Origin of the sequence: Mesorhizobium sp. M0045 (genome assembly GCF_040323385.1) — a bacterium.
Classification (GTDB): Bacteria; Pseudomonadota; Alphaproteobacteria; order Rhizobiales; family Rhizobiaceae; genus Mesorhizobium.
Map to the genome: position 1 here is coordinate 155684 of NZ_JAMYUY010000011.1, position 15007 is coordinate 170690.

Consider the following 15007-nt stretch of genomic DNA (forward strand, 5'->3'; position numbering starts at 1 on the left):
ACGTCATCGGCTTACGACCGTCGGTTCCTCGCATACGAGCATAGCGGACCCAGCCACGCGGCTCTTGCGCCATTCGCCGTCGGCCGCGCTATGCCCGGTCAGTGTTTCGCGAGGACCATGAGATGGCTTCCAAGAGGCGAGGTGTGATTGCTTTTGATTGAAAAGCCCACATCCGAAAGCACCGCGATCATCTCTCTATCCTTGCCAGGAGGAACGCGGGCAACGATCGTTTGAGCACGCCTGGCGATATCGCACAGCACGCGTCGCGCCTTGTCCGCGCCGAGGCTCCACTGCATGTGATGGTAGACCGCCAGCAGCATGACGATGTCATACTGCGGTTGGAGAACATTTTGCAGCTTCCGGCTGCCAAGATCGAGACAATCGAACCGGCTTTGAACCGGACAACCCAGGAAGATCATCCTGGCCGTCTCGATATGCGGCTTGAGAATGTCGATCCCATGGATCGAACTTGGTCCTAGCTTGGATATCTCATAGGCGACAACACCCATGTTGCAGCCAACATCGAGAATGGACTTCCCGGCGTAGTCGACCTCTGCTGAGAATAGGCCGTCCAGTCGGTCGTCCCACGTTCCCTTGAATCTCTTTTGCTTATTTGACCACCACAAATCATTGTTCTCCAAAAGCGGCGCCGGACTGGTTTCCTTGACGGAGGACGACTGTGCGCTGGGCCTTGGCCCCGGACCAGTTGCTGGCGCGCAAACGACACTGTCCAGAACGTCCTGTAAACGTAACCGCGGGAGAAAGGAACTCCTGATCACAGCATCCTGCGAAGACGTTTCGGGAAGCTGACGAACACCAGCCCGACAGATCGACACATCGGTTGGAAACCGCAATGTCGCTTGGCGCCCCCCACCCGGGCCTGCCCTCGAGTTCCTGAAACGTACGCCCTTTCGGCAAGGCAAGCCATGTTTGTTCTTGCTTTGTGCCGGCAGCTATGCTACTAATTTGCCTATGGTGCTGATTTGCACCAACGACCGTCTTGCCGCGAGATGCGGTTTTTCAGCCAGGCTCGATCAAAGCTCGCCCGCATTGCGGGGTCTTGGGCGATCAAGGTCGAGCGCCAGCCTTTTCGGCAGCTTCCGAGAAGGGAAATCGGAAAAGCAGCTTCCGGTTCTCCTCGCAGATTTCGAAGGAAAGACCTGTCAGGACTGGGCTGCCGCTGAGCAGACCCTCGGCCAGGGTTTCCTTGGCCGAAGCCATGGCGTTGTCCTGGGCGGCAGACAGGCCATCCACCTCCTGCCTCTCGAATCTTCCGTCAAGCGGCCGTCATTGTTTCGGAAATGAAAAAAATATCTCGGCGTGCCTGCTCCGGCTGGTTGGTTATGTCGTCGCGAGCGGTCTCAGGAACAGCGTTGAATTCGTACGTACAGGACAGCACTGTACGATTTTGACATCGGGATTCATGGCGTTCAGGCCTTCATGCGTCAGGTCGATCGAACAGCACCCCCAGCCCATGTTCGAACGCACATGCCGCAATCATGTCGTCCAGGGCTTTTCCGGAGACCGGGCAATTCGGCATGACTGCCATGATCGCGATCTCAGCCGCTGCGGTAGAAACCTCATCGTGGCGCCTCTTCCTGGTCTCGATATATTGCTCGATCAGAATTTTCAGGCGCCGCGCTGCAATCTCGTCGACGACCATCGTTCTCCCTCGATTCGGCACAATGTCCGTCTTCCGGGGGCGGTCCTCCGGGTGAAGGTCCGCTGCCGTTGGCTAGCAGCGGACCTCTCGGCTGGGTGAGCCAATGGGCCGAGGCGGGGGTCTCGGACCGTCACACAATAGCTTCGAGAGGCCACTCGTTCCACAGAACGCTGTCGTTGGTAATTTTCGTACACTGAGCATTGCCGCCGTCAGTCTGCGGCCGTGGGATTTTTGGGCTATGCCGCGTCGCCGGGGTACCGGATCAGATCCGGCTTCGATCGAGATAGCTGTAGATGCCCGCGCCGATCGCGACCGCTCCGACGGTGATCAGAATCGATGGCACCCCCATCAGCGTCGCGACGATCCCCCAGACGATGGCGACGGCGATTGCGCCGGCAGTTCCCAGGACCAGTCTAAGCCGTTTCGACATTATCTATTCCCCCAAAAGTGCATCTCTGGCCTTTCCGGTCGAAATACCGCAATGCGGCACCATTGTCTGCGCTTCGTTCAACTTTCTATGCCGCCCCTGAGCCCGACCGCTGAGAACGCGTCGTGCGCAAGCTCATCGGCGTCATCGTTACGCTCACGACCATTGCCGCAGTCTACTGGATAATGCCGGAATACCGGCGTGAGTTTGCCGCAACGGACCGGGCAGATACGCCAGCATGTGCGGGGCTGGATCGTCAAAGGCTTCTTCCTGCCGCTGATGTTCGTCTATCTGTGCTCCACACTGGGTTCGATCCTTGCCGGGCTTGAACAACCGTATCAGCTCGACATCATGCGCTGGCACGCTTTTGCAATCGATCTCCTGTTCATGGTGGATGTTCTTGTCGCGATCGTCAGCTATATCTTCACGCTGCGCGTACTCGACAACCATATCCGCAGCGTCGAGCCCGCCGTGTTCGGCTGGCTGGTTTGTCTTGCCTGTTATGAACCCATCAACACCGCCACCCGTGCCTACCTGAACTACGAAACGGGCGCCAACTGGACGGCGGTGATTCCCTCACCGGCGCTCCAAGTTTTCTGGGGATCGGCTGTCCTCTTCTGCATCTTGATTTTTGTCTGGTCCACCGTGAGCTTTGGCCTGAGATTTTCCAATCTCACCAATCGCGGAAATCATTACCAGGGGACCGCATCGCTGCATCAAGCATCCGGCCTATGTTTCGAAGAACCTCTCCTGGTGGCTGATCTCCGTACCTTTCCTCACCGCCGCAGGACCCGCTGAAGCGCTACGGCACTCCGCACTCCGCCATCCTGCTCGGACTCAACGCCTTCTACGCACTCCGCGCCATCACCGAGGAACGCCATCTGTCACGCGACCCCGCTTACGTTGCCTATTGCGATTACATCGCCGAGAACGGTGCTGTAGCCCAGCTCAAACGCCTGTTCGCAAATGCGCATCGGTCGCCGATCGGGCGCTCCGGCTGAATGCCACCCGTGCTCTGACGATCAGCGGCAGTTGGCGCCTATCGCCTCAACGCGTGATCGCGATGCCGATCCTCGCCGCTCATCGGCAACGGCCGATCGCCCTCGAGCAGGCGGGTGATCCGGGCAAAGCCGGTAAAAGCCTTTCGCGCTTCCTCGGCCGACATCCGGCCGGCCATGGCCGCAGCGCAGCAATTCACGGCGCACTGGTAAACGGGCCCGCGCCGCCCGGCCGGCCATTTTCGCAAGAATGCCATTGCTTCGGCAACGCTGTCGATCTCCTCCACGGGCTGTCCCTGTCCGCGCAAAATCCGCACGGGTGAAAAGAATTGCAAGCGGTCCATCATTTCCTCCCCGTCGACCGGATGCGTGCGATCGAACCCCACTAAACTCGCGAACCGGGCTTTGGTTCCCGGCAAAGAGGGCTTGGCTTGGAAAATGTTGGCGGACCAGACGAGCAGCGGTGGAAACGCCCCGCAGCCCTTATCGGATGACATCTTGCCCCAATTGGATGACATCTTGCTATGGTACGGGAACGTTAGCGCGGCTGATGCATTTCGATGCCACGAGCAGTCTTTTTTGAGGGAAATGCCAAAACATGAGAATAGCCCATGTGGCGCCGCTCCATGAATCCGTGCCACCCCGGTTCTATGGAGGGACGGAGCGCATCGTCTCCTATCTGACCGAAGGATTGGTCGAGCTTGGCCATGACGTGACCCTGTTCGCCAGCGGCGATACCAAGACATCGGCAAAATTGGTGGCGTGTCGCGAGCGCGCGCTCCGTCTCGATCCGCGCCCGCACAAATCCGAAACCGCGGCGCATCTCGCGATGCTCGCCGAGGTGAGGAACCGGGCGCAACAGTTCGATATCATCCATTTCCATCTCAGCCACTTCCTGCATTTTCCTTTCTTCGAACACATGCCTGACCGGACGGTGACGACACCGCATGGCAGGCTCGACTATGTCGACCTGGCCCCGGCCTACGAACGTTTTCCGCGCTTTCCGATGATCTCGATTTCGCGCAGCCAGAGAACCGGGCTACCCATGGCCAATTGGCTGGCGACCATCCATCACGGGCTGCCGATCAATATCTACGAGCCGACTTTCGAGACGGATGCGGACGAGCCGTATCTGGCCTTTCTGGGCCGGCTGTCGCGCGACAAGCGCCCGGACCGTGCCATTGAGATCGCCTTGCGCTCCGGGCTGAAACTGAAGGTTGCGGCAAAGATCGGCGACGACGACCGCGCTTTTTTCCACAGCACGGTCGAGCCGCTGATCGACGGCAACCGTGTCGACTACATTGGCGAGATCGAAGAGGACAGAAAAGCGGAATTCCTCGGCAAGGCGGCCGGCCTGCTGTTTCCGATCGATTGGCCGGAGCCGTTCGGTCTTGCCGCGATAGAGGCTATGGCCTGCGGCACTCCGGTGATCGCCTGGAAATGCGGTGCCCTGCCGGAGATCATCGACCACGGCGTGACCGGTTTCCTTGTCGATTCAGTCGATGCTGCTGTCGCCTCGATACCGGAATTGCTGCGCCTCGACAGGCGACAGGTGAGAGCCGTATTCGAAAACCGTTTTTCTGCCACGAGAATGGCCCACGACTATGTGACTGCCTATGCGCGCCTGATCGGCACTCCCGGTGAAGCGAGAGCGTCCTGATCGGCGTCATTGTGGACGTTGGAAACGAAACGACAGAGCTTGTGACGTATGAATCAACTCGACGAGCGTAAGCTTGATCCCGCCGTAGCCCTTGCCTCGCTCGACGAGGTTGCGCCCCGGGAGCCGCACCGACTGTTCGCCCTCAAGCAAGGCGACTGCTTCGCGGTGGCCGACGCTTATGGCGACATCCGCGGCGCTGGCGACGGCTTTTTCCGAGATGACACGCGTGTGCTTTCGGAATTCCGGCTGACGATCGGTGGCCGGCAAATGTCGCTGCTGGGCGCATCGCTCAGCCAGGACAATGTGCTTTTCACCTCGAACCTGACCAATCTGCCGATCCAGAGTGTCGGTGGCCGCGACATTCCGCAGGGCGCGATCCACATAGAACGCGTCAGGCTGCTTTGGCAGGACCGGCTGTTCGAGCGCATCACCCTTTCCAACTATAGCCAGGAATCGTCGGCCATTCGGGTTTCCTTGCATTTCGCAGCAGATTTCCGCGACATGTTCGAGGTGCGCGGTTCGACCCGGCTCAAGCGCGGGATTGCCCACGCCGCCGAGACCAGTCCGACATCCGTGGTGCTTCGATATGACGGGCTGGACCAGCTCGTGCGCCTGTCGGCGATCTCGTTCTCGCAGGCGCCGGACAATTTGACCGCCAGCCGCGCGGATTTCCTGGTTGCGGTGACGAAGCGCAGTAGCGAGGTCCTCTATATCGAGGTCGGCCCGGAGGTGGCGGAGACACCCGACCGTGACCGTTTTCGGGCTGCCGCCGCCCGCGCTCGCTTCGGCATGCGCGCCAAACGCCGCCACGGCGCGACGGTGCACAGCTCCGGCCGCGTCTTCAACGACTGGATCGAACGCGCGCGCGCGGACGTGGCGTTGCTGACCACCGAGCTTGCAACCGGACCTTACCCCTATGCCGGCATACCCTGGTTCTCGACGGCATTTGGCCGTGATGGGGTGATTTCCGCATTGCAGATGCTGTGGTTGAATCCTGGGCTGGCGCGCGGCGTACTCGCCTTTCTCGCCCAGCATCAGGCAACCGAAACGTCGCCGTTCAGCGATTCGCAGCCGGGCAAGATCATGCACGAGACCCGCAAGGGCGAGATGGCGGCGCTGCGGGAGCTCCCGTTCGGCCGCTATTACGGCGGTGTCGATACCACGCCGCTCTACATTCATCTCGCTTGCGCCTATGCGGATCGTACCGGCGACATGGCGTTCGTCGACAGCCTGTGGCCATCGCTTTGTGCAGCGGCCGAATGGACGGAAGAGACAAGCCGCGCGACCGGCTTCGTTACCTACCAGCGCGGCGCCGAGACCGGCCTCGCCAACCAGGGCTGGAAGGACAGTTTCGATTCCGTCTTCCATGCCGATGGCCGCATGCCCAAGGGGCCGATCGCCCTGGTCGAGGTGCAAGGCTACGTCTTTGCTGCGTTCCGCGGGCTGGCGGCGCTCGCCCGCCGCCGCGGCGAGGACGACAAGGCCGATCATTGGGAGGAACGCGCCGAAACCATGCGCGCCGCGGTGGAACGCCATTTCTGGATGGACGATCTCAATTTCTACGCACTGGCGATCGATGGTGCAGGCGAGCTCTGCAAGGTACGGACGTCGAATGCCGGCCATCTTCTGTATGTCGGGCTGCCCGAGCCGGAACGGGCGCAGATGGTCGCCGATCAGCTGCTCTCTGCGTCGTTCCACTCTGGTTGGGGAGTGAGGACGCTGGCCGACGATGCGATATTCTTCAACCCGATGTCCTACCACAATGGCTCGATCTGGCCGCACGACACCGCCATGTGCGGTGCCGGCCTGGCACGTTACGGCGTGCGCGACAGCGTGGTCCGGCTGATGAGCGGCACGTTCGAATCGGCTGTCCATTTCAACATGCGGCTGCCGGAACTGTTCTGCGGCTTTACCCGGTCGCCGGGCGAAGCGCCGATCGCCTATCCCGTCGCGTGCCTGCCGCAGGCCTGGTCGGCGGGATCGGCCTTCATGCTGATGCAGGCCTGCCTTGGCCTCGAAATCGACGGCTGGAAGAGCGAAATCCGGGTCACCCGCCCAAGGCTGCCGATCGGCATCGACACGCTGACATTGCGGCATCTGGGTGTCGGCTCGACGGTGGTCGACCTCACATTCCAACGTGTCGGCGACCGGGTCGTCGCCTTTCTCGCCGATCGGTATGAGGGGATGGTGCCGCTCATCGTGCGCACTTGATACCCGCCGCGCTGCGGCGCATCGAAATGACGCCCGGCATTACAATCGTCCGGAACCGATAGCCCCTTTGTGCGTTGCAAAAATGGGCAGCGGGGGATGCTGTCGTCGTCACACGGCAGCGAACCAGAAAAACAAATAGAAACGGCTATCGGCCGGCCGGAGGCGAGATCACATTCGATGTCAGATTATACTGTAAACCTGCTCTGGGTTTTGCTGATTGCAAGTTTTGGCTTTTCCGCTTTTGCCATTCTCCTATCGATATCCCGCCAGCGCCGCGGCCGCGCAACGGCGGCCGCATACACGCCGAGCGAGGATGTCGCGTCGGAAGCGGCACGCAAGGTGCTGCGCGAGTTCGAAAAGAACGGCCAATCGGCCGATGCGGCACTCGTCACGTGGTCGCCCGACACCTTGCGCAAGATCCTGGCCGACGACCTGCCGGACGCACAGGTCATCGTAGTGTCCAACCGCGAACCCTACATCCACAACATCAAGGATGACGGCGTGCAACTTTTAGTGCCGGCCAGCGGGCTGGTTTCGGCACTCGAGCCCATCACCCGCGCCTGTGCCGGCACCTGGATCGCCTATGGCGGCGGCACGGCAGACCGCCTCACCGTCGACAAGGACGACCGGGTGCAGGTGCCGCCAGGCAATCCGTCCTACACGCTGCGCAGGGTTTGGCTGACGGAGGAGGAATATCAGGGCTATTATCTGGGTTTCGCCAATGAGGGGCTATGGCCGCTTTGCCATATCGCCTTCACCCGCCCCGTGTTTCGCGCCTCGGACTGGGACGCCTACGAGGCCGTCAACCGCAAATTCGCCGATACGGTGGTTGCCGAAGCCCGCAACGAACGGCCGATCGTGCTAGTGCAGGACTACCATTTTGCGCTGCTGCCGCGCATGATTCGCCAGCGCCTGCCGGACGCGATAGTCATCACCTTCTGGCATATCCCCTGGCCCAATTCGGAAGTGTTCAGCATCTGTCCGTGGCGTGAGCGGATCCTGGAGGGACTGCTCGGCAGTTCGATCATCGGCTTTCATACCCAATTCCATGCCAACAACTTCACCGAAAGTGTCGACCGCTTTCTGGAGAGCCGGATAGAACGGGCAGACGCGGCAATCTCCTATGGTGGGCAGACCACATTGGTCCACGCTTATCCCATTTCCATAGAATGGCCGGCCCAATTGCTGGCAAAACTGCCGTCTGTGGAGGAGTGCCGCGCCCGTGTCCGCGACAGATTCGGCCTGTCAGCGGATACCAAACTGTGCATCGGAGTCGAGCGCCTCGACTACACGAAAGGCATTCTCGATCGCTTCCATGCCTTGGACGAATTGTTCACGAAATATCCCGAATGGATAGGCAAGGTGGTTTTCCTGCAGATCGCGGCGCCGAGCCGGGGGACATTGCCCGCCTACCAGCAACTCCACGACGAATGCCGCCGCTATGCCGACGAGCTCAACCGACGCTATGGCAGCGAGACATACAGTCCTATCCTGATGGTCGCCGAACATCATCGGCAGGAGCAGATTTACGAGGTCTACCGCGCCGCCGACATCTGCATGGTCACCAGCCTGCATGACGGCATGAACCTTGTCGCCAAGGAATTCGTCGCAGCGCGCGACGACGAACAAGGCGTGCTTTTGCTCAGCACCTTCGCCGGTGCCTCGCGCGAACTGCTGGAAGCACTGATCGTTAATCCCTACGATGCGGCCATGATGAGCGAGGCGCTGTTGCAGGCGCTGACGATGACGCCGGAAGAGCAGCGCGAACGTTTGCGGCCGATGCGCGAGATGGTCCGCGACAACAATGTCTACCGCTGGGCCGGCAGCATGCTGCTGGACGCCGCGCGCCTGCGCAAACGCGGCGATCTCGACAGGGTGACCGGAACCGGCGAGCGCCCGCCATCGAACACCAACAACGTCATCTCCATGTTCGAGCGGGCACGGAAGGCAGCATCGTGAAAAGCTTTGAACAACCGCCGGCGTTGAACCTGCCGGAAGGGCAATGGGCGCTCTTCCTCGACATCGACGGAACCTTGCTGGAACACGCTGCGCATCCCGACGCGGTGTTCGTCGGCGAGGAATTGCGCAATCTGCTTGGACGCATCGAGCGGCGGCTGGATGGTGCGGTCGCTTTCATCACCGGCCGATCGATCCCCGCTGTGGACAAGCTGTTCCATCCGCTGAAGCTGCGGATCGCCGGACTGTATGGGCTGGAGCACCGGCTGACTCCGACCGGTCCCATCGAGGCCGCCGACGCGCCGGCCGACATCGCCGCCCTTGCCGACGAAATCGAGGCCGAACTGGGCAGCGGCAAGGTCTATGTCGAGCGCAAGGGGCCGGTCCTTGCCGTTCATACAAGAGCAGCACCGCAACTGCTTGCACCCGCAATCCAGCTGGTCGAACAGGCATTGGCCCGGCTTCCGAAGGGTTATCGGGTGCTTCCGGGAAATGCCGGCGTAGAGCTCATGCCCCTGGAAGCCGTCAAAGGTGCTGCCATCCGGCGTTTTATGGACATTCCGCCCTTTGTCGGCCGGCGGCCGATATTCCTCGGAGACGATACATCGGACGAACACGGTTTCGAGGCGATCAATGAAATTGGCGGCATCTCCATCCGCGTGAAGCCGAACGGACCGACAGCCGCAAACTATGCCCTCGACGACGTGACTGGCGCAATAACCTGGCTCGAGGCCAGTTTCGAGACGTCGGCGGTCTCCGGTGCTCGACCGGCCGACAAGCAGGCAGAGACCGAATCAAGGGCGAAGATCAACGTCGCAGCCACGGCATCGTCCGGTCGATAAGCGCGTTTCTCATTGAATGTCTTTAAGGCCAAAGCCGGCAAATCGTCTGCTTGCCGGTTCCCCTGCGTCAGGCTTAACCTGCGTGCCATGCGTGGAGGCGCGTGCGGTTGCAAGGGGAGGACATAGCAATGACCATACAAGGCGCATCACCGGACCTGTACAATGAGGATCTCGCCCCGGCGAAGGTTCGAAACTGGGGACCGTTCTCGATCTTCAACGTCTGGACGTCGGATGTCCACAGCCTGTGGGGCTACTATCTGGCGGCCAGCCTGTTCCTGTTTTGCGGCGGCTTCGTCAACTTCATCATCGCCATCGGTATCGGTTCGCTGATCATCTATGCATTGATGAACATGGTCGGCTATGCCGGCGTGAAGACCGGGGTGCCCTACCCTGTCCTGGCGCGTGCCTCCTTCGGCATCTGGGGCGCCAACATACCGGCGCTGGTGCGCGCCATAGTCGCCTGCTTTTGGTACGGCGCGCAGACGGCGGCTGCCTCAGGCGCGATCGTAGCTCTGCTGATCCGCTCGCAATGGTTCGCCGACTTCAACCAGAGCACACATTTCCTCGGCCACTCCGGGCTCGAGGTGATCTGCTTCGCCGTCATCTGGGCGCTGCAGCTCCTGATCATCCAGAAGGGCATGGAAACGGTGCGCCGCTTCCAGGATTGGGCCGGACCGGCGGTGTGGGTGATGATGTTGATCCTGGCCATCTATCTTTGCATCAAGGCAGGCACCTTCGCCTTCACCAGCGACATCCCGATGGATGTGCTGCTGGAAAAGACGAAGGACGCGGGCGTGCCGGGCACGCCGGGCTCCTGGACCTCGCTGTTTGCGGTGGCGGCTATCTGGGTGACCTACTTCTCCGCGCTCTATCTCAACTTCTGCGATTTCGCCCGCTATGCGCCGGACAAGGCATCGCTGCGCAAGGGCAACATCTGGGGCCTGCCGGTCAATCTCATCCTGTTCTCGCTTGTCGCCGGCGTCACCACGATCGCCGCCTTCGACGTTTATGGCGAAGTGCTGCTGCATCCCGACCAGATCTCGGCGAAGTTCGACAGCTGGTTCCTGGCGGCGCTCGCAGCGCTGACTTTTGCGGTGGCGACGCTCGGCATCAATGTGGTGGCGAACTTCGTGTCGCCGGCCTTTGACTTCTCCAACGTTTTTCCACGCCAGATCGACTTCAAGAAGGGCGGTTACATCGCGGCGTTGATAGCGCTTGTGCTTTATCCTTTCGCGCCCTGGGAAGGCAGTGCTGCCTCGTTCGTCAACATCATCGGCGCGACGATGGGGCCGATCTTCGGCGTGATGATGGTCGACTATTACCTGATCCGGAAGGGCGAGGTCGACGTCGAGGCGCTCTACAGGGAGAATGGCGAATTCCGCTTCCAGGGCGGCTGGCATGTCAATGCCTTCATCGCCGCGGGTATCGGCGCGGTCTTCTCCTCGATCCTGCCCAACTTCACCAGCCTGCTGCCGTCATGGTGGGGCGTCTATGGCTGGTTCTTCGGCGTGGCAATTGCCGGCGTCATCTATTACGTGCTGCGCACGATGGCACTCGGTGCCGGAGCCAGGATAGCCAAAGCTTGAGCGATTCGGGGCGGCGCAAGCCGCCCCGTTCATTCTGCGACCATCTCGGCCAGGCGGCGTACGGTGTTCCAGTTGCGCGAGGTGCCGATGCCCAGGCGTTTGTGACTGACCGCTGCAAGCAGCCGCGAACTCGGCGTCTCGCGCGAAAAGACGATCCAGATGTCGCCGCCGACAATCCGCAGCTTCTCGCCCTTGCCGGCATAGGCCTCAAGCGCCGCGGCGGCCTCGTCGCGAACGGGCGCCCGCATCACGCGCACCGCCACCTGGTCCGCGGCCTCAGCCGATTCGGCTGGGAACGGATTGCCGGCCGCCAGCTTCAGCCAGCCGTCGGCGCGGCGCACGACGATGTCGACGTGGCGGCCGAAAGTCTTTGCGAACGCCGCCTCCAGCCGCTGCTCCAACGCCGCAAGTTCTGCTTCTTGCGCCTCGAAAACAAGATTGCCGGTCGCCACCAGCGTGCGCGGGTTATTCAGGCCCAGGCCTTCGGCCATAGCCTTCAGATCGGACATGACAACCCGCCGCCCCTCGCCCAGGACAATGCTGTAGAGCAGCGCGACGTAAGTTTGCATGGGCGGCTAGTCTAGACCAGCCGCGACTGCTCTACCGCCGCCTCGATGAAGCTGGCAAACAGCGGGTGTGGATCGAGCGGCCGGCTTTTCAGCTCGGGATGGTACTGCACGCCGATGAACCAGGGGTGGTCTGGATATTCGACCGTTTCCGGCAGCACGCCATCCGGCGACATGCCGGCAAACACCAGGCCGCAATTCTCGAGCCGCTCCTTGTAGTCGACATTGACCTCGTAGCGGTGACGATGGCGTTCGGAAATCTGGGTATCGCCATAGATCGCAGCGATCTTCGATCCCTTGGCGAGGTCGGCCTGGTAGGCACCAAGCCGCATGGTACCGCCAAGGTCGCCGGTTTCCCTGCGCTTTTCCAGCATGTTGCCCTTCAGCCATTCGGTCATCAAGCCGACGACCGGCTCCTCGGTCGGGCCGAACTCGGTCGATGATGCGTGCTCGACGCCGGCCAGCGAGCGCGCCGCCTCGATGCAGGCCATCTGCATGCCGAAGCAGATGCCGAAATACGGCACCTTGCGCTCGCGCGCGAACTTCGCCGCCAGGATCTTGCCCTCCGAGCCGCGCTCGCCAAAACCGCCGGGGACGAGAATGCCATGGACCTTCTCCAGCCACGGCGCCGGGTCTTCCTTCTCGAATATCTCGCTTTCGATCCAGTCGAGCTTGACCTTCACCCGGTTGGCGAGGCCACCATGCGACAGCGCCTCGATCAGCGATTTGTAGGCGTCCTTGAGGCCGGTATATTTGCCGACGACGGCAATGGTCACTTCGCCTTCCGGATTGTGGATGCGGTTGGACACCGCTTGCCACCGTTCCATGCGCGGCTTCGGCGCCGGATCGATGCCGAAGGCGGCCAGCACTTCCGAGTCGAGCCCTTCATTGTGATAGGCCATCGGCACGTCGTAGATGTGCGGGACGTCGAGCGCCTGGATGACGGCGCTTTCGCGGACATTGCAGAACAGCGACAGCTTTCTGCGCTCTTCCTTGGGGATCGGCCGGTCGGCGCGGACCAGCAGTATGTCGGGTGCAATGCCGATGCCGCGCAACTCCTTGACCGAATGCTGCGTCGGCTTGGTCTTCAGTTCGCCCGCCGTCGGAATGTAAGGCATCAAGGTCAGGTGGACGTAGACGGCGTTGTTACGCGGCAGGTCGTTGCCGAGCTGGCGGATCGCCTCCAGGAACGGCATCGCTTCGATGTCGCCGACGGTGCCGCCGATCTCGCACAGCACGAAATCGTAATCGTCATTGCCGTTGAGGACGAAGTTCTTGATCTCGTCGGTGACGTGCGGAATGACCTGCACGGTGGCGCCGAGATAGTCGCCGCGCCGCTCGCGCTCGATGATGTTCTTATAGATGCGGCCGGTGGTGATGTTGTCTTGCTGGTTGGCCGAGCGGCCGGTGAAGCGCTCATAATGGCCAAGATCGAGATCGGTCTCGGCCCCGTCATCGGTCACAAAGACTTCGCCGTGCTGATAGGGCGACATCGTGCCGGGATCGACATTGAGATAGGGATCGAGCTTTTTGATGCGTGCGCGATAGCCCCGCGCCTGCAAGAGAGCCCCAAGGGCCGCCGCAGCAATGCCTTTTCCAAGTGAGGAAACCACGCCGCCTGTGATGAATACATATCGCGCCATGGGAGTCATCGCTTAACGCGGCCGAATTGATTCCGCCAGAGAAAAAACCGCCGCGAAGGCTTTTTCCCAAGAAGGCGCTCTGGTCGTTGGCGTATCAAAACAAAAGGGCCGGCGAGGCCGGCCCTTTTGGCACGATCTGTCAAAGCGTCAGATGATGACGACTTTGGTGCCTACTTTCACCCGGCGGTAGAGATCCATGACGTGCTCGTTGATCATGCGGAAGCAGCCATTGGAGGCGCTGGTTCCGATCGACTGCGGCGCGATGGTGCCGTGAATGCGCAGGTGGGTATCCTTCTTGCCGTCGTATAGATAGATGGCGCGCGCACCGAGTGGATTGTCGCCGCCGCCGGGCATACCGTCCTTGTATTGGCCATAGTGCTTGGGTTCGCGCTTTTGCATATCCAGCGTCGGAATCCAGCGCGGCCATTCCTGCTTGTCGCCGACGGCAACCGTACCCTTGAACTGCAGGCCTTCCCGGCCGACCGCGATGGCATAACGGCGGGCGGTTGACGATGATTCGACGAGGTAGAGACGGCGAGCGCTGGTATCGATGACGATGGTGCCCGGGTTGTAGCCAGTGAATTCGACCTCCTGCGGCACGAATTCCGGCTTGACCTTGAACTGCCGCTTGGCCTGCTTCCTTTCGAGCGCGGCGTCGAGCGCGCGTGTTTCCGGAAGCAGCGACATTGACGACGAAGTTGTGCCGCCGAACAGTCCCGCGAACAGCCCGACGCTCTGCGGCTTCTGCCCCACCGGTTCGCTGCGCAATTCGCCGTTGTTGCCGGTCAGGGCAACGTTCATAGCCTCGGCCGGGATCGGCTCGGCCGACTGGATCGGCGCAATGGGCGCAATCGGTTCGATGATGTTGAGGGTCTTCTTCTTCTTGGCTGGCGTAGCGTCAGCCACCTTCGCCGCCGCGAGCGGCTGGCTCTTCTTGGCAAGGAATGCCTGCCGTTCCGCATCGGCTTTGGCTTTCGCCGCCTCCCGCATCGCCAGCTTCCTGGCTTCGAGTGCTTTGGCGCGAGCGGCTTCCTTGTCGGCTGCGATCTTGGCTTCGATCTTGCGGATCTGCGCAAGGTCGTCCGGCGTCGGATCTTTCTTCTTCTTGAGAAGCTTCAATTGCGCCGCATCGCTTTTGGCAGCGACGTTGACGACGTCGGTTGTTGCTGCGGCTTTATGGGCCGAGTTTGCCGTCGGCATGGCCGCGTAAGCGGGCGCACCTAGGCTGAGCACGGCACAAAGGCCGGCAAAAATGAAGCTGCGAAGCTGCATGGGGAAGATCCGATCGTTCAATGCTTGTTGCCCACGGCGTCGCCCGGCGCCCCCCAAGGACACCGAGAATGCCGCGTGCAACCTATAATCGATTAGCCGGAAGCGCCTCAAGCGCGCGGTGCGGTCGAATCTTCGTGATCGTGCGGCATTTGCCGCGACTGTGTTCAAACGACAACAGATCGC

The 15007-nt window shown here is 61.2% G+C and carries 14 protein-coding genes; 6 read left to right on the plus strand and 8 right to left on the minus strand.

Features of this window, described 5'->3' with window-relative positions:
• Nucleotides 1-98 precede the first annotated feature (98 nt).
• The 4 genes from NKJ72_RS19015 to NKJ72_RS19030 all read right to left on the minus strand — a co-directional run bounded on the left by NKJ72_RS19015 (nucleotide 99) and on the right by NKJ72_RS19030 (nucleotide 2093).
• Entirely contained in the window at nucleotides 99-641 is a 543-nt protein-coding gene (locus NKJ72_RS19015; RefSeq protein WP_254817280.1) for a class I SAM-dependent methyltransferase, read from the minus strand.
• A 427-nt stretch (nucleotides 642-1068) separates the two neighbouring features.
• Nucleotides 1069-1254 (minus strand): DUF6894 family protein, encoded by a 186-nt coding sequence (locus tag NKJ72_RS19020; protein WP_502894267.1) that lies wholly within the window; start codon nucleotides 1252-1254, stop codon nucleotides 1069-1071.
• A 184-nt stretch (nucleotides 1255-1438) separates the two neighbouring features.
• Nucleotides 1439-1663, minus strand: coding sequence for a hypothetical protein (locus tag NKJ72_RS19025; protein WP_254817282.1), 225 nt, complete (start codon nucleotides 1661-1663; stop codon nucleotides 1439-1441).
• Nucleotides 1664-1925: 262 nt separating this feature from the next.
• Nucleotides 1926-2093, minus strand: coding sequence for a hypothetical protein (locus tag NKJ72_RS19030; protein ID WP_254817283.1), 168 nt, complete (start codon nucleotides 2091-2093; stop codon nucleotides 1926-1928).
• A 198-nt stretch (nucleotides 2094-2291) separates the two neighbouring features.
• On the opposite strand from NKJ72_RS19030, the gene NKJ72_RS19035 reads away from it, so the two are divergent.
• Entirely contained in the window at nucleotides 2292-2888 is a 597-nt protein-coding gene (locus NKJ72_RS19035; protein WP_254817284.1) for a hypothetical protein, read from the plus strand.
• Nucleotides 2889-3129: 241 nt separating this feature from the next.
• On the opposite strand, the gene NKJ72_RS19040 is transcribed toward NKJ72_RS19035, so the two are convergent.
• Entirely contained in the window at nucleotides 3130-3585 is a 456-nt protein-coding gene (locus tag NKJ72_RS19040; protein WP_502901865.1) for a DUF982 domain-containing protein, read from the minus strand.
• A gap of 101 nt (nucleotides 3586-3686) precedes the next feature.
• Between NKJ72_RS19040 and NKJ72_RS19045 the strand changes: the two genes are divergently transcribed.
• From NKJ72_RS19045 to NKJ72_RS19065, 5 genes are all read left to right on the plus strand, one after another.
• Complete coding sequence (locus tag NKJ72_RS19045) at nucleotides 3687-4748, plus strand: glycosyltransferase family 4 protein (RefSeq protein ID WP_352478896.1); 1062 nt, start codon at nucleotides 3687-3689, stop codon at nucleotides 4746-4748.
• Between the two features lie 48 nt (nucleotides 4749-4796).
• On the plus strand, nucleotides 4797-6959 hold the full coding sequence (locus NKJ72_RS19050) for an amylo-alpha-1,6-glucosidase (RefSeq protein ID WP_352478897.1): 2163 nt from the start codon (nucleotides 4797-4799) through the stop codon (nucleotides 6957-6959).
• Between the two features lie 177 nt (nucleotides 6960-7136).
• Nucleotides 7137-8918 (plus strand): alpha,alpha-trehalose-phosphate synthase (UDP-forming), encoded by a 1782-nt coding sequence (locus NKJ72_RS19055; protein ID WP_352478898.1) that lies wholly within the window; start codon nucleotides 7137-7139, stop codon nucleotides 8916-8918.
• Nucleotides 8915-9757: a trehalose-phosphatase gene (otsB, locus tag NKJ72_RS19060; protein ID WP_352478899.1), complete on the plus strand. Its 843-nt coding sequence runs from the start codon at nucleotides 8915-8917 to the stop codon at nucleotides 9755-9757. Before NKJ72_RS19055 ends, otsB begins: the two co-directional genes overlap by 4 nt.
• Nucleotides 9758-9885: 128 nt before the next feature.
• Nucleotides 9886-11343, plus strand: a complete 1458-nt coding sequence (locus NKJ72_RS19065) for an NCS1 family nucleobase:cation symporter-1 (protein ID WP_352474257.1) — start codon at nucleotides 9886-9888, stop codon at nucleotides 11341-11343.
• A 29-nt stretch (nucleotides 11344-11372) separates the two neighbouring features.
• Here NKJ72_RS19065 and NKJ72_RS19070 read toward each other — a convergent pair whose 3' ends face one another.
• The 3 genes from NKJ72_RS19070 to NKJ72_RS19080 all read right to left on the minus strand — a co-directional run bounded on the left by NKJ72_RS19070 (nucleotide 11373) and on the right by NKJ72_RS19080 (nucleotide 14824).
• Nucleotides 11373-11912, minus strand: a complete 540-nt coding sequence (locus NKJ72_RS19070) for a DUF1697 domain-containing protein (RefSeq protein WP_352478900.1) — start codon at nucleotides 11910-11912, stop codon at nucleotides 11373-11375.
• Nucleotides 11913-11923: 11 nt separating this feature from the next.
• Nucleotides 11924-13552 carry a CTP synthase gene (gene pyrG / locus NKJ72_RS19075; protein ID WP_352478901.1) on the minus strand — a complete coding sequence of 543 codons (1629 nt, stop codon included), beginning with the start codon at nucleotides 13550-13552 and terminating at the stop codon, nucleotides 11924-11926.
• A gap of 147 nt (nucleotides 13553-13699) precedes the next feature.
• Nucleotides 13700-14824: a L,D-transpeptidase gene (locus NKJ72_RS19080; RefSeq protein WP_352478902.1), complete on the minus strand. Its 1125-nt coding sequence runs from the start codon at nucleotides 14822-14824 to the stop codon at nucleotides 13700-13702.
• Between the last annotated feature and the right edge of the window lie 183 nt (nucleotides 14825-15007).